General features: G+C 69.2%; 13 protein-coding genes. All 13 read right to left on the bottom strand.

Going from position 1 to position 14,521, the window contains the following annotated elements; genetic code table 11:
- Positions 1 to 41 precede the first annotated feature (41 nt).
- Positions 42 to 1,094 carry a quinone-dependent dihydroorotate dehydrogenase gene (locus tag ACFCVM_RS00305; protein ID WP_375832560.1) on the bottom strand — a complete coding sequence of 351 codons (1,053 nt, stop codon included), beginning with the start codon at positions 1,092 to 1,094 and terminating at the stop codon, positions 42 to 44.
- A 40-nt stretch (positions 1,095 to 1,134) separates the two neighbouring features.
- Entirely contained in the window at positions 1,135 to 1,608 is a 474-nt protein-coding gene (nrdR, locus tag ACFCVM_RS00300; protein ID WP_056008298.1) for a transcriptional regulator NrdR, read from the bottom strand.
- 90 nt (positions 1,609 to 1,698) lie between these two features.
- The gene (gene hisD / locus ACFCVM_RS00295) at positions 1,699 to 3,006 is read right to left on the bottom strand and encodes a histidinol dehydrogenase (RefSeq protein ID WP_375832557.1); all 1,308 of its coding nucleotides are present in this window, start codon (positions 3,004 to 3,006) and stop codon (positions 1,699 to 1,701) included.
- Between the two features lie 46 nt (positions 3,007 to 3,052).
- Positions 3,053 to 6,586, bottom strand: coding sequence for a DNA polymerase III subunit alpha (gene dnaE, locus ACFCVM_RS00290; RefSeq protein WP_375832555.1), 3,534 nt, complete (start codon positions 6,584 to 6,586; stop codon positions 3,053 to 3,055).
- Positions 6,587 to 6,664: 78 nt separating this feature from the next.
- Positions 6,665 to 7,585, bottom strand: coding sequence for an RluA family pseudouridine synthase (locus ACFCVM_RS00285; protein ID WP_375832553.1), 921 nt, complete (start codon positions 7,583 to 7,585; stop codon positions 6,665 to 6,667).
- Positions 7,585 to 8,202: a signal peptidase II gene (lspA, locus tag ACFCVM_RS00280; RefSeq protein ID WP_375832551.1), complete on the bottom strand. Its 618-nt coding sequence runs from the start codon at positions 8,200 to 8,202 to the stop codon at positions 7,585 to 7,587. The genes ACFCVM_RS00285 and lspA overlap by 1 nt, the downstream gene beginning before the upstream one ends.
- Entirely contained in the window at positions 8,192 to 8,878 is a 687-nt protein-coding gene (locus ACFCVM_RS00275; protein ID WP_375832549.1) for a DivIVA domain-containing protein, read from the bottom strand. The genes lspA and ACFCVM_RS00275 overlap by 11 nt, the downstream gene beginning before the upstream one ends.
- Before the next feature lie 116 nt (positions 8,879 to 8,994).
- Positions 8,995 to 9,312, bottom strand: a complete 318-nt coding sequence (locus ACFCVM_RS00270) for a YggT family protein (protein WP_375832547.1) — start codon at positions 9,310 to 9,312, stop codon at positions 8,995 to 8,997.
- Between the two features lie 6 nt (positions 9,313 to 9,318).
- Complete coding sequence (locus ACFCVM_RS00265; RefSeq protein WP_375832545.1) at positions 9,319 to 9,795, bottom strand: cell division protein SepF; 477 nt, start codon at positions 9,793 to 9,795, stop codon at positions 9,319 to 9,321.
- 33 nt (positions 9,796 to 9,828) lie between these two features.
- Positions 9,829 to 10,521, bottom strand: coding sequence for a YggS family pyridoxal phosphate-dependent enzyme (locus tag ACFCVM_RS00260; RefSeq protein WP_375832543.1), 693 nt, complete (start codon positions 10,519 to 10,521; stop codon positions 9,829 to 9,831).
- Positions 10,518 to 11,708, bottom strand: coding sequence for a cell division protein FtsZ (gene ftsZ, locus ACFCVM_RS00255; RefSeq protein ID WP_074259252.1), 1,191 nt, complete (start codon positions 11,706 to 11,708; stop codon positions 10,518 to 10,520). The genes ACFCVM_RS00260 and ftsZ overlap by 4 nt, the downstream gene beginning before the upstream one ends.
- A 178-nt stretch (positions 11,709 to 11,886) precedes the next feature.
- Complete coding sequence (locus tag ACFCVM_RS00250) at positions 11,887 to 12,786, bottom strand: FtsQ-type POTRA domain-containing protein (protein WP_375832540.1); 900 nt, start codon at positions 12,784 to 12,786, stop codon at positions 11,887 to 11,889.
- Between the two features lie 253 nt (positions 12,787 to 13,039).
- Complete coding sequence (gene murC, locus ACFCVM_RS00245; protein WP_375832538.1) at positions 13,040 to 14,443, bottom strand: UDP-N-acetylmuramate--L-alanine ligase; 1,404 nt, start codon at positions 14,441 to 14,443, stop codon at positions 13,040 to 13,042.
- Positions 14,444 to 14,521 lie beyond the last annotated feature (78 nt).

Raw genomic sequence — 14,521 nt, 5'->3', positions numbered from 1 at the left:
CGAACCTCGGCGCCCCAGACCTTCGGGGGCGCGCTGGCTCGCTATGCGGCGACGGCCGAGCGGCGGCTGCGAGCGACCTTCGCGAGCCCCCGGTTCACGTGCCTGGCCCAGAACGGTCCGCGATAGATGAACGCCGAGTAGCCCTGCACGAGCGTGGCTCCGGCATCGAGCCGGTTCTGCACGTCGGCTGCGGTCTCGACGCCGCCGACGGAGACGACGCAGAGCTCTGCGGGCACCTGGGCGCGGATGAGTCGCAGCACCTCGAGCGATCGCGCGGCGAGCGGCGCGCCCGAGAGGCCGCCTGCCCCGATGGCTTCGACGACGGATGCATCGGCCGTGAGCCCCTCGCGGGAGATCGTCGTGTTGGTCGCGATGATGCCGTCGAGGCCGAGGCGGTCGACGAGCTCGCAGATGCGCACGATCTCGGCATCGTCGAGGTCGGGTGCGATCTTCACGAGGAGCGGCGTGTCTCCGGCGGCCGCACGAACAGACTCGAGCAGCGGGGCGAGCGAATCGATCTCCTGCAGGCCGCGAAGACCGGGAGTGTTCGGCGAGCTGACGTTGACCACGAGGTAGTCGGCGAACGGCGCGAGCACGCGGGCGCTGCGTTCGTAGTCGGCGACGGCGTCTTCGACGGCGGTGACCCGGCTCTTGCCGATGTTGACGCCGAGCACCGGGCGGTCGCGGCGACGCGACAGTCGTGAGAGACGGCCGGCCGCGGCATCCGCACCGCCGTTGTTGAAGCCCATGCGGTTCACGAGCGCGCGGTCGCCGACGAGGCGGAAGAGCCGCGGGCGCGGGTTGCCGGGCTGGGCGACCGCCGTGATCGTACCGACCTCGACGTGCCCGAACCCGAGGTTTCCGAGGCCGCGAACGGCGAAGCCGTCTTTGTCGAATCCGGCGGCGACGCCGAACGGCGACGGGAAGCGCAGACCGAGCGCGTCGACCGCGAGGGACGGGTCGGGCGCGGTGAAGCGCTCGACGAGCTTGCCGAAGCCCAGCGTGGGCAGCCCGCGGATGACGCGGAACGCGAGGTGGTGCGCGTCCTCCGGGTCCATGTGGGAGAGGAAGGCGCTGAAGAGAAGTCGATACATCGCGCCTCAGGCTACCGGAGTGGGAGCGGCGGCCTCGACGTCACTCGACCGGTCGCGCAGGCAGACGGCCGTGCTCTTCACGCAGCTGATCGATCGCGGACTCGAAATCGTCGAGCGAATCGAACGCCTGGTACACGCTCGCGAAGCGCAGGTACGCGACCTCGTCGAGCTCGCGGAGCGGCGGCAGGATCGCGAGTCCGATGTCGTTCGCCTCGATCTGCGACGCGCCCGTCGAACGGATGGTCTCCTCGACCTTCTGCGCGAGCACCGCGAGGTCGGAGTCGGTCACCGGTCGACCCTGGCACGCCTTCCGGACACCGAGCACGACCTTCTCGCGACTGAACGGCTCGACCACGCCGGAGCGCTTGATGACGACGAGACTCGCCGTCTCGGTCGTCGAGAAGCGACGCCCGCACTCGGGGCACTGGCGGCGACGCCGGATCGAGAGCCCGTCATCGCTCGTGCGGGAGTCGATGACGCGGGAATCGGGGTGGCGGCAGAAGGGACAGTACATGGTGCTCCCAGCCTAGCGGCGGCGGCCGAGGCGGCGCCGACCACTGGCCGTCAGCGCGCAGCCGAGGCCGCTCGACGGGCCGGATCGGTCTCAGCCCGGGAACCGGGCGGTGACGGCCTCGCCGTGGGCGGGAAGGTCTTCCTCCGTCGAGAGCGCGGCGATCACCGGGGCGACCTCGCGGAGGGCCTGCTCGTCGTAGCGCACGACTTGTTGCGGGCGCAGGAACGTTGCCGCGGAGAGGCCGGCCGCGTGGCGCGCCTGACCGCCCGTCGGCAGCACGTGGTTCGAGCCCGCGGCGTAGTCGCCGAGGCTGACCGGCGAGAAGGAACCGACGAAGATCGCGCCGGCGTTCTCGATGCGGGCGAGCGTGGCATCGACGTCGCGCACCTGGATCTCGAGGTGCTCTGGCCCGAAGGCGTTCGCGAAGTCGGCAGCCTGCTCGAGGTCGTCGACGAGCACGAGCGCCGACTGCACGCCGTCGATCGCCGCGCGCACCCGTGTGCTGTGCTTCGCGGCCGTGACTCGCGCCTCGAGGCGTTCGGCCACCCGAGCGGCGAGATCGGGCGAGTCGGTGACGAGCACCGCAGCGGCGAGTTCGTCGTGCTCGGCCTGGCTCACGAGGTCGGCCGCGACGAAATCGGCGTCGGCGCTGTCATCGGCGATCACGAGGATGTCGGTCGGCCCGGCCTCGGCGTCGATGCCGGTGACGCTCTGCACGACCCGCTTCGCCGCCGCGACGAAGACGTTGCCCGGGCCGGTGACGCGCTGCACCGGCTCGAGACCGATGCCATCGACGCCGTACGCGAAGGCGCCGATCGCTCCGGCACCACCCATGGCGTAGACCTCGGTGATGCCGAGAAGTGCCGCGATGGCGGCGATGGTCGGGTGGATGCGGCCGCCGAACTCCGATTGCGCCGGCGATGCGAGCGCGATCGAGCGCACTCCCGCGACCTGGGCGGGCACGACGTTCATGATGACGCTCGACGGGTAGACCGCCTTGCCGCCCGGCACGTAGAGGCCGACGCGGCCGACCGGCTGCCACCGCTGCTCGACCACGGCGCCCGGTGCGAGCCGGGTGACCTGCGGCGCGGGAACCTGGGCCTCGCTCGCGGCCCGCACACGATCGATCGTCTGGATCGCTGCCGCGCGGATCTCGGGGGCGAGTCCCTCGAGCGCCGCCGCCAGCTCTTCGGCCGGCACGCGAATCGCCGCCGGGCGAACGCCGTCGAAGCGCTCGGCCTGGTCGAGCAGGGCCGTCTCGCCGTGCTCGCGGACCTCGTCGATGATCGAGCGGGCGGCGTCGAGGGCCGCCGAGACGTCGGTCGCCGACCGGGGCACGAGGGCGAGGAGCCCGGTCGTCGTCGGTCGGGTTCCGCGGAGGTCGATGGTGCGCAGCATGATGTCTCCAGCCTATCGACGCGTCATCGCACGCGACTCGTCGTCGTCACACGAGGCAGTTCGGGCCGAGCAGGCTCTTCAGCTCCCCGTAGAGGTCGGCGGTCACCTTGACCGGGTACTGCCCGATCTCGAAGACGCGACCGACGCGGCCCTTCGTCAGCGTGATCCGAACCTCCGTGTCGCCGCGATGACGCACGAGCACGTCTCGGAGCGCCTCGGTCGTCTCCTGCGTCGCGCGCTGGTCGGGCAGCATGATCCTCACGATGCCCGACTCCTCGTCTTGACCGATCTCGGGCGTGAACACGCTGTAGGCGTGCAGGTTCATGCCGTCGTCGCGCATGCTGACCCGCCCGCGCACGACCACGATCGAATCGGCCTGCAGGCCGGGCGCGAACTCCTGATAGGCCTTGCCCATGAACATCACCGTGATCTCGCCCGAGAAGTCCTCGACCGTGATCATTCCGTACTGGTTGCCCGAGGCCTTCGCGATGCGGTGCTGAACACTCGTGACGAGACCCGCGACCGTGACGGTGTCGGCGTCCTGCGTCGAATCCGAGGTCATCAACTCGGTGATCGTCGTCGACGCGTGCTTCGCGAGCGGCGCCTCGAGCCCGGCGAGCGGGTGATCCGACACGTAGAGCCCCAGCATGTCGCGCTCGAATGCCAGCTTCTGCTTCTTCGGCCATTCCGGACGCGCGGGCACGAGCGACGGCGCGGCATCCCGCTCGTCGTCGTCGAAGAGGCTGTCGAAGTCGAAGCCGAAGTCGCCGACCTCCTCGGCCCGCTTCTCCTTCACGACCGATTCGACCGCGCCCTCGTGGATCTCGACGAGTGAGCGACGCGTGTGTCCGAGCGAGTCGAACGCGCCCGCCTTCACGAGCGACTCGACCGTGCGCTTGTTCGCCACCGGGAGCGGCGACTTCTTCAGGAAGTCGTGGAACGACTCGAACCGCCCCTTCGTCTCGCGTGCCGTGCGGATCGCGTCGACCACGTTGAACCCGACGTTGCGGACCGCGCCGAGCCCGAAGCGGATGTCCTCGCCGACGGCGGCGAAGTAACCGATCGATTCGTTCACGTCGGGCGGCAGCACCTTGATGCCCATGCGACGGCATTCGTTGAGGTAGAGCGCGAGCTTGTCTCGCGCATCGCCGACGCTCGTGAGCAGCGCCGCCATGTACTCGGCCGGGTAGTGGGCCTTGAGGTATGCGGTCCAGTAGCTCAGCACGCCGTAGGCGGCCGAGTGCGCCTTGTTGAACGCGTAGTCCGAGAACGGGAGCAGGATCTCCCAGAGCTTCTGGATCGCGGCTTCGGAATAGCCGTTGGCCTTCATGCCACCGGAGAAACCCTCGTACTGCTTGTCGAGCTCGGACTTCTTCTTCTTGCCCATCGCGCGGCGCAGGATGTCGGCCTGGCCGAGTGAGAAGCCGGCGACCTTCTGCGCGATCGCCATGACCTGCTCCTGATAGATGATCAGGCCGTAGCTCGTGTCGAGGATCTCCCGGAGCGACTCCTCGAACTCGGGGTGGATCGGAGTGATCTCCTGCAGGCTGTTCTTGCGCAGCGCGTAGTTGATGTGGGAGTTGGCACCCATCGGACCCGGTCGGTACAGCGCGATGACGGCCGAGATGTCTTCGAAGTTGTCGGGCTTCATCTGGCGCAGGAGCGACCGCATGGGACCGCCGTCGAGCTGGAAGACGCCGAGCGTGTCACCCCTCGCGAGCAGGTCGTAGGCGCCCTGGTCGTCGAGCGCGAGGTCTTCGAGCACCGGGCGATGGCCGCGGTTCGCCTCGATGTTGTCGAGGGCGTCGTCGATGATGGTGAGGTTGCGGAGCCCCAGGAAGTCCATCTTGATGAGGCCGAGCGATTCGCACGCCGGGTAGTCGAACTGCGTGACGATCTGGCCGTCCTGCTCGCGCTTCATGATCGGGATGATGTCGACGAGCGGATCGCTCGACATGATCACGCCGGCCGCGTGCACGCCCCATTGGCGCTTCAGGTTCTCGAGGCCGAGCGCCGTCTCGAAGACGGTCTTCGCCTCGGGATCGGTCTCGACGATGGCGCGGATGTCGGAGGCCTCTTTGTACCGCGGGTGCTTCGTGTCGAAGATGCCGGTGAGCGGGATGTCCTTGCCCATGACCGCGGGCGGCATCGCCTTCGTGAGCTTCTCGCCCATCGAGAAGGGGAAGCCGAGCACACGGCCGGAGTCCTTGAGCGCCTGCTTGGCCTTGATCGTGCCGTAGGTGACGATCTGCGCGACGCGCTCGTCGCCGTACTTCTCGGTCACGTACCTGATGACCTCGCCGCGACGACGCTCGTCGAAGTCGACGTCGAAGTCGGGCATCGAGACGCGGTCGGGGTTCAGGAACCGCTCGAAGATGAGGCCGTGCTGCAGCGGGTCGAGGTCGGTGATGCGCATGGCGTACGCCGCCATCGAGCCGGCACCGGAGCCTCGCCCCGGACCCACTCGGATGCCGTTGTTCTTCGACCAGTTGATGAAGTCGGCGACGACGAGGAAGTAGCCGGGGAAGCCCATCTGCAGGATGACGCCGACCTCGTAGTCGGCCTGCTTGCGCACGTCGGCCGGGATGCCGTTCGGGTAGCGCACCTCGAGGCCGCGGTCGACCTCCTTCACGAACCAGGTGTCTTCGCTCTCGCCCTCCGGCACGGGGAACCGCGGCATGTAGTTGGCGTTCGTGTTGAACCGCACGTCGGCGCGCTCGGCGATCAGCAGGGTGTTGTCGCACGCCTCCGGGTAGTCGCGGAACACGTGCCGCATCTCGGCCGCGGTCTTCAGGTAGAACTCGTCGGCGTCGAACTTGAAGCGGTTGGGGTCGTCGAGCGTCGAGCCCGACTGCACGCAGAGCAGCGCCGCGTGGCTCTTGGCGTCGGCTGCGTGCGTATAGTGGAGGTCGTTCGTGGCGACGAGCGGCAGGTTCAGCTCTTTCGCGAGCCGGTGCAGGTCCTCCATGATGCGGCGCTCGATGCCGAGTCCGTGGTCCATGATCTCGGCGAAGTAGTTCTCCTTGCCGAAGATGTCGCGGAAGTCGGATGCCGCCTTGACGGCCTCGTCGTACTGGCCGAGCCGAAGGCGCGTCTGCACCTCTCCCGACGGGCAGCCCGTCGTCGCGATGAGGCCCTTCGAGTACATCGACAGGAGTTCGCGGTCCATGCGCGGCTTGAAGTAGTAGCCCTCGATCGAGGCGCGACTCGAGAGACGGAAGAGGTTGTGCATGCCCTCGGTCGTCTCGGAGAGGAGCGTCATGTGCGTGTAGGCGCCCGAACCCGAGACGTCGTCGCCGCCGCCGTTGCCCCACCTGATGCGGGTCTTGTCTCCGCGTGCCGTGCCCGGCGTGATGTAGGCCTCGGTGCCGATGATCGGCTTGATGCCGGCGTCGGTCGCCTGCTTCCAGAAGTCGTACGCGCCGAACACGTTGCCGTGGTCGGTGATCGCGACCGCGGGCATGCCCTCGCCCTTCGCGGCTTGGATGAGCTCCCCCACCCTCGCTGCGCCGTCGAGCATCGAGTACTCGCTGTGCACGTGCAGGTGGACGAAGGAATCGGTGGCCACTGGGCTCCTCATCGGGGTGTTGCGAGTCTGTTCCGGGGGTCTTCGAAGTCTACGTGCGACCTCCCCCATCGGGGGCGCCGCCGGCGCGGTTCAGTCGCCGCGGAGCACGCCGAGCGCGTGCGCGAGGTCGGCCGGATACTCCGACTCGAACGTCGTCCACCGGCCGTCGCCCGGGTGGGCGAAGGCGAGCTGCTTGGCGTGGAGCCACTGCCGGTCGAGGCCGAGCTTCGCCGACAGGCTCGGGTCGGCTCCGTACATGGAGTCACCGGCGCACGGATGCCGCTGCGCCGCCATGTGCACTCGGATCTGGTGCGTGCGACCGGTCTCGAGATGCACCTCGAGCAGCGACGCGTAGGGGAACGCCTCGATCGTCTCGTAGTGGGTGACCGCGTGCTTGCCGTCGGCGGTCACCGCGAACTTCCACTCGGAGCGGGGATGACGACCGACGGGCGCGTCGATCGTGCCGGCGAGCGGGTCGGGGTGGCCCTGCACGACCGTGTGGTAGATCTTCTCCACCTCGCGATCGTGGAACTGCCGCTTGAGCTCGGTGTAGGCGCGCTCCGACTTGGCGACGACCATGAGGCCGCTGGTGCCCGCGTCGAGGCGGTGCACGACGCCTTGACGCTCGGACGCCCCGGACGTCGAGATGCGGAAGCCCGCGGCCGCGAGCGCCCCGACGACGGTCGGCCCGTTCCAGCCCACCGAGGGATGGGCGGCGACGCCGGCCGGCTTGTCGACGACCACGAGGTCGTCGTCGTCGTGGATGATGCCGAGGTCGGGTACCGCGATCGGATCGATCGTGAGCCCGCGCGGTTCCTCCCAGCTCACTTCGAGCCAGGCACCGGCGCGGAGCCGGTCGGACTTGTCGACGGATGCCCCGTCGAGCGAGACGCCTCCGGCCGACGCGATGTCGGCCGCGAGCGTGCGTGAGAAGCCGAGCAGCTTCGCGAGTCCGGCATCGACGCGCGCGCCCTCGAGCCCGTCTGGAACGGGGAAGGAACGGTGCTCCATCAGGCTCCGGTCGCGGCTTCGCGAAGCGGAGCATCGCCGTCGGCCGCTGCCGCAGGCGTCTCGCGCTGCACGCTCTCGGCGGCGTCGCGCTTCGCGGGCCGGAGCTCGCGTGAACCGTCGAGGCCGATGCCGCGGATGGTGAGGATCATGAAGAGCACCATGCTCGACACGATGGCGATGTCGGCGACGTTGTAGATCGCCGGGATGAGCCATGGCGTCGAGATGAAGTCGACCACGTGGCCGAGGCCGAACGACGGCTCGCGGAAGAGCCGATCGGTCAGGTTGCCGAGCACGCCGCCGAGCAGGAGCCCGAAGACGACCGCCCAGGCGATCGAGCGGATGCGCCGCGCGAACCACACGATGAAGGTGATGACACCGGCGGCGAGGATCGTGAAGATCCAGGTCATGCCGCTCGCGAGCGAGAACGCCGCCCCCGGGTTCCGCACGAACTGCCACTGGAGCAGTGAACCGAGCACCGGCACGATCTCACCCTCGGTGAGGTTCGAGACGACGAGGAACTTGCTCAGCTGGTCGAGGCCGTACGCCGCCAGTGCGGCGCCGGCCACGACCAGGAGGGCGGTGGCGGAGCCGACCTTCGCGGCCGGCTCAGCCTCCAAAGCCCTGGAACGTCGGTGCCGGCTGCTCAGCGGGCGCACCGACCGGCGACGAGAAGCCCTGGTTGCCGGTGACCTGCACCGGCGCTGCGGTGTCGAGTTCGCGGAGCTGGCCCTCGATGTAGTTCTTCAGCTTCGCGCGGTAGTCGCGCTCGAACACGCGGAGCTCGTCGACGCGCTTCTCGAGCGCGACGCGCTCCTGGTCGAGCACGCCGATCTGGGCGCGCTGCTTGGCCTCGGCCTCTGCGACGACTCGCGCGGCAGTGGCGTGACCCTCGGCGATGAGCGCATCGCGCTTCTCGACGCCCTCGCGGACGTGCTCCTCGTGGAGTCGGCGCGCGAGCTGCAGGAGGTTCGTCGTGCTCGCCTGCTCGTCGAAGTCCGACTGCTGCGAGACGGGCTGCTGCATCGGCACCGCGACCGTGGGCGGCGGAGCCGCCGGCTCGGTGTAGACCGCGGCAGCTGCCGGCGCAGCGGCGGCGGGTGCCTTGGCGGCCTCCGCAGCACGGGCCTCGGCCGCGGACAGCCGCTGACGCAGCTCCTCGTTCTCCCCGTTCAGTCGACGAAGCTCCACCACGACCTCGTCGAGGAAGTCGTCGACCTCGTCTTGGTCGTAGCCTTCCCGGAACTTCGTCGCCTGGAAGCGCTTGTTGACCACATCTTCCGGAGTTAGCGCCATGGCTTTCCACCCTCAAATCTGTCGAACTTGTTCGATCACGTTCAGCTAACGGTAGCAAAGACATCCTCAGAGTCGTGAGTGCCGATCGTCTCGACCTCATCCCTCGCAGGAGATCATCAGCCGGGCATGGACGCCGCCTGCTGCAGAAAGGACACCACGGTCATCGCAACGATCACGACGAGCATGGCCAGACTCCACCCCAGATCCAATGCGACTTGGCCGATGCGGATCGGCGGCACGAGCCGCCGGAAGAAGCGCACGGGCGGGTCGGTGAGGCTGTAGACGGCCTCGACGACGACCAGCCAGGCACCACGAGGGCGCCATGACCGGTTGAAGGTGCGTACGAGATCCAGTACGAACCGCCCCCACATCACGAAGAAGTAGATGAGCAGCAGCAGGTAGAGGATGTTCCAGACGACGAGCAGCGCGCCCACGACGGGCTACGCGTGCGTGAAGAACGACGCGTCCACGTCGCCTTCACTCTCGCCGGTCTCCCCCGAGACGACCACGTGTGCGGGCGAGAGCAGGAAGACCTTGCTCGTCACTCGCTCGATCTTGCCGTAGAGGCCCTGCGAGAGGCCGCTCGCGAAGTCGATGAGACGACGCGCGTCGGCATCCGACATCTGCGAGAGGTTGATGATCACGGGGACGCCCTCGCGGAACGACTCGGCGATCACCTGTGCGTCACGATACTGACGCGGGTGGACGGTCAGGATCTCGTTCATCTCCGCCTGCGGTGTACTCGGTTGAACATGGTTCTTGCGCAGCGGCGTGACCGATGCACCAGCCCTCGGTGCGGGCGCCGCGTTCGCGACCGGGGTCACCGGTGCGGGCGCGTGGGCCTGCGTGGTCTCCTCTTCGAGCTCTTCATCGGCGAGTCCGAGATAGACCATCGTCTTCTTGAGCGGGTTCGACATCGCTGCCTCCGTCTGTGTTCCGTCTCTTCGAGGTTAACCGGCGACCGGCCGATTCCCGGTGATTGCCGTTCCGATTCTCAGGTGTGTCGCACCCTCCATGATCGCGTCGCGAAAATCGTGCGACATCCCCATGGACAGATCCTGTGCGGTCGGCTCGAGTTTCCGCACCTGCTCCGACAACGCGCGAACGCGCGCGAATGCGGGCCGGGCGGGCTCGCCGAGCGGCGCGACCGCCATGAGGCCGCGCAGGCGGAGCCCGGGCGCCTCGAGCACGCGCTCGACGAGCGCCTCGAGCGCATCCGGCGCGACGCCTCCGCGCCCGGGATCGTCGGTGAGGTTGACCTGCACGAAACAGTCGACGGATGCCTCGTCGGAACGCAGCGCGTCGACGAGTGCTGCACGATCGACCGAGTGGATCGCCGAGGCGTACGCGCGCGCCTGCCTGGCCTTCTTGCTCTGCAGCTGCCCCACGAAGTGCCAGCGCAGGTCGAGGTCCGCCAGCTCGGCTGCCTTCGCCTGCGCCTCCTGGTGGCGGTTCTCGCCGACATCGCGCACTCCGAGTTCCGCCAGCTGCGCCACGAGGGCCGCAGGATGGAACTTCGTGACGACGATCGTCGTGATCTCGGCAGGGTCGCGGCCCGCGTCGCGCGCGGCATCCGACACCTGACCGGCCACCCGTGCGAGGCGCCCGGCCAGGGAGTCCGCGGCCGGCGTCGCGTCGCTCACTTCAGGAAGTCGGGGATGTCGAGGTCGTCGTCGTCGGTGTCGAACGCGGGGTCCGAGACGATCTGATCGGCCGTCGCCGTCTCGACCTCGCCCCAGTTCGCCGTCTCGACGAGCTCGTCGATGTCGATCTCGGCGATGACGTCGGCCGCCTCGCTCGAGATGGCGCCGCCGCCGACCGCTGCACCGACGGCGGCGGGCACGAAGTTCGTGCGTCGCGCCTCGACCGGCTTCGCATTCGGCTCGCCGCCGTCGAATCCGGCGGCGATGACCGTGACGCGCACCTCGTCGCCCAGCGTGTCGTCGATGACGGCGCCGAAGATGATGTTCGCTTCGGGGTGCACGGCCTCCTGCACGAGTCGCGCGGCGTCGTTGATCTCGAAGATGCCGAGGTTCGACCCGCCCTGGATCGAGAGGAGCACACCGTGGGCACCGTCGATCGAGGCCTCGAGCAGCGGACTCGCGACGGCGAGTTCGGCCGCCTTGATCGCTCGATCGGCCCCCCGCGAGGAGCCGATGCCCATGAGCGCGGAACCCGCGCCCTGCATGACCGACTTCACGTCGGCGAAGTCGAGGTTGATGAGGCCGGGCGTCGTGATGAGGTCGGTGATGCCCTGGACACCCGCGAGCAGCACCTGGTCGGCGGTGGCGAAGGCCTCGAGCATCGAGATGCCGCGGTCGCTGATCTCGAGCAGGCGGTCGTTCGGCACCACGATGAGGGTGTCGACCTCTTCCTTCAGGCGCGCAACGCCCTGCTCGGCCTGCGTCTGGCGCCGCTTGCCCTCGAAGCCGAACGGCTTCGTGACGACACCGATGGTGAGCGCACCGATCGACTTCGCGATGCGAGCGACCACGGGGGCTCCGCCGGTGCCCGTGCCGCCGCCCTCGCCTGCGGTGACGAACACCATGTCGGCACCCGCGAGCGCCTCCTCGATCTCCTCGGCGTGATCCTCGGCGGCGCGACGGCCCACCTCGGGGTCCGCGCCGGCGCCGAGGCCGCGAGTGAGGTCGCGCCCCACGTCGAGCTTCACGTCGGCATCCGACATGAGCAGCGCCTGCGCGTCGGTGTTGATCGCGATGAACTCGACTCCGCGGAGTCCGAGCTCGATCATGCGATTGACGGCGTTGACACCGCCGCCGCCGATCCCGACGACCTTGATGACAGCGAGGTAGTTCTGGTTTGTCGACATGACCGGCCTTCCGTGCGAACTCTGAACCCTGAACCTCTAGTCGAAGGTTAAAGTTTTGCTGAGTATGCAATTCCTGTGATGACGGTAGGCTCCCGGCGGCCTCTCCCGCGAAAGGATCACCCGCGTGTCGCGAACCGACGGGCGGATCGGCGGAGATCCGACCGATTTCATGCCCCGGCTACCTCGTCACGGCACTCGCCGGCGATGACACGTCGTACTCGCCGACGGTGTCGGGTGGCGCGGCGACCATCAGTCGAGCGAGCACGGCCGCCTTCGCGGCGGACTCCTCAGCACTCCCCCAGACGACGGTCGCACCGGTTGACAACTCGAGTCGCACGTCGTCGGCCGTCGCGGCCGACGCGCCCACGAGTTGTCCGCGAACCTCGGCCGGCAGGCTCCGGATCACCGCGGCCGCGGCTCGGAAGCCCTCCCCCGCGACGCCGCCCTCGGTGACGATCAGCGGTTGCCCCTCCGGGCGTTCGGCCGGACGCTCGATGACGACACCGGCCGCGTCGACGAGTTCGAGGCCCGAGCCCGTGTCGACGACGCCGACCGGCACCCGCTCGACGATGCGCACGACGAGCGTGCCCGGCGGGATCGTCTCGGTCGAGTACGTCTCGATGAGCGGGAACGCCGAGAGCGCCGCGAGCACGTCGGCGCTCGCGATGAGCGGCAACGGCGTGCCGAGCGTGTCGTCGAACGCCGCCTGCACGTCGGCGACCGGGATGCGCGAGGCGCCCTCCACGCGGACCTCGCGGAGCGCCATGAGCGGCGAGTAGGCGCCGACGGCCACGACCACGACGAGCGCCACGATCGAACCGAGTACGACCGACCATGCGATCCGCCGTCGGCGCGAGCGCTTCGTGAACCGCCGCACCTCCTGACGCTCGTACTTGCGACGTTCCCTGCCCGCGGCGGCGAGCTCGCGTTTGGCAGCCCTCGCGCTCTTCTCGGTCGCAGGACGATCCCCAGCCTCGCCGAACTCGGGCGTGGTCGAATGCCCGGGCGTGCCGACGCTGATCGAACTGGCTCCCGCGCCCGCGCCCGCGACGAGCGGCGTCACGGGGGTCGAGACCACGATCGCGATCGGTTCCGTCGAGACCTGATCGGCCGCGGAGCCGGGCCCCGGACCGTTCGACCGGTGAGCGCCGGGCGCCGCGCGGCCGGCACGGGTTCCCGAGGTCGCCGACGGGCGCTGCCCCTGCGAAGCGCGCGCCTCCGAAGGCCGGACTTCGGAAGGCCGCACCTCGTCGGCGGCCGGACGAGACGCGCGGGGCGCACGTGCGGCCGGCCCGTCGAACCCCTGAGGCCGTTTCACGCGGGCTCCGGCGTCATCCGCGCTCGCGCTCGAGCGAGCCGAGCAGCTGGGGCACGATGCGGTAGACGTCGCCGCAGCCGAGCGTGATCACGAAGTCGCCGCTGCGGGCGATGCTCGCCGTGTAGTCGGCGGCCTGCTGCCAGTCGGGCACGAAGGCGACGTGTGCGGGGTCGGCGAAACGCTCGCTGACGAGCGCACCGGTCACCCCGGGCACGGGGTCCTCACGCGCACCGTAGACATCGAGCACGACGGTCTCGTCGGCGAACTGCTCGAGCACCTCGGCGAACTCCTTGGCGAAGGTCTGCGTGCGGCTGTACGTGTGCGGCTGGTGCACGGCGATGATCCGGCCCTCGCCGACCACCGTGCGCGCTGCAGCCAGCGCGGCGGCGACCTCGGTGGGGTGGTGGGCGTAGTCGTCGTAGACGCTGACGCCGCCGACCGTGCCGTGCAGCTCGAAGCGCCTGCCGGTGCCGGCGAACCGGGCGATGCCGGCGAGCGACGCCTCGGGGTCGAACCCGAGCCCGACGAGCACCGCGAAGGCACCCGCCGCGTTGATGGCGTTGTGCAGCCCGGGGATGAGCAGGGTGGCGCGGTAGGTCGAGCCTGCGTAGTCAACGGCGAAGGAGACGGGGCCGTCGGTCTCGACCGAGTGCACACGCACCGTGGCATCCGCTGCCTGGCCGAAGGTGACCACGCGATCGTGCGAGAGCTTCTCGGTGACCCGCTTGGCACCGGCATCGTCCGACGAGACGACGACGAGTTCGCGGGCGCCGTCGGCGAAGGTCACGAATGCCTGCTCGAAGGCGTCGCGCGACCCGTAGTGGTCGAGGTGGTCGGGGTCGACGTTCGTGATGAGTGCGACCGAGGTGTCGTAGAGCAGGAAGGAGCCGTCGGACTCGTCGGCCTCGACGACGAACAGCTCGCCGGCGCCCGCGGCCGACGAGACGCCGAGTCCCTCGATGACGCCGCCGTTGACGAAGTTCGGGTCCTCGCCGAGCGCGAGGAGACCAGTGACGATCATGCCGGTGGAGGTGGTCTTGCCATGGGCGCCCGCAACCGAGACGAGGCGACGGCCCGCGATGAGCGCGGCGAGGGCGAGCGAGCGGTGCAGCACCGGGAGGCCGCGCTCGAGCGCGAGGCGGTACTCGGGGTTGTCCTCCCAGAGCGCGCCGGTGACGACCACGGTGTCGATGTCGTCGGCGAGGTTCGCGGCGTCGTGGCCGATCGCGATCTCGGCGCCGAGCTCGCGAAGGGCTGCGATGTTCGCGGAGTCGCGAACGTCGGATCCGGTGACCCGGTGGCCATCGCCGAGCATGAGTCGAGCGATGCCGCTCATGCCGGATCCCCCGATGCCGACGAAGTGCACGGCGCCGAGTTCGGCGGGGATCTGGGCGGAGAGGTCGGGCTTGATCGTCACGGTGCTGCGGTTCTTCCTGGGTGCGGTCGAGTGCGGACGGGTGCGGGGCGCCGAAGCGCCGGGGTTCGTGCGAACGGA

It is taken from the genome of Agromyces sp. NPDC056389, assembly GCF_042262385.1.
Lineage (GTDB): Bacteria > Actinomycetota > Actinomycetes > Actinomycetales > Microbacteriaceae > Agromyces.
The sequence above is the reverse complement of the archived record's forward strand: the minus strand, read 5'-3'. Positions and strand labels throughout refer to the sequence as shown.

Coding starts and splice junctions, on each gene's coding strand:
- ACFCVM_RS00305 (WP_375832560.1), bottom strand. CDS start 1,094: ATGTATCGACTTCTCTTCAGCGCCTTCCTCTCCCACATGGACCCGGAG.
- nrdR (WP_056008298.1), bottom strand. CDS start 1,608: ATGTACTGTCCCTTCTGCCGCCACCCCGATTCCCGCGTCATCGACTCC.
- hisD (WP_375832557.1), bottom strand. CDS start 3,006: ATGCTGCGCACCATCGACCTCCGCGGAACCCGACCGACGACGACCGGG.
- dnaE (WP_375832555.1), bottom strand. CDS start 6,586: ATGAGGAGCCCAGTGGCCACCGATTCCTTCGTCCACCTGCACGTGCAC.
- ACFCVM_RS00285 (WP_375832553.1), bottom strand. CDS start 7,585: ATGGAGCACCGTTCCTTCCCCGTTCCAGACGGGCTCGAGGGCGCGCGC.
- ACFCVM_RS00275 (WP_375832549.1), bottom strand. CDS start 8,878: ATGGCGCTAACTCCGGAAGATGTGGTCAACAAGCGCTTCCAGGCGACG.
- ACFCVM_RS00265 (WP_375832545.1), bottom strand. CDS start 9,795: ATGTCGAACCCGCTCAAGAAGACGATGGTCTATCTCGGACTCGCCGAT.
- ftsZ (WP_074259252.1), bottom strand. CDS start 11,708: ATGTCGACAAACCAGAACTACCTCGCTGTCATCAAGGTCGTCGGGATC.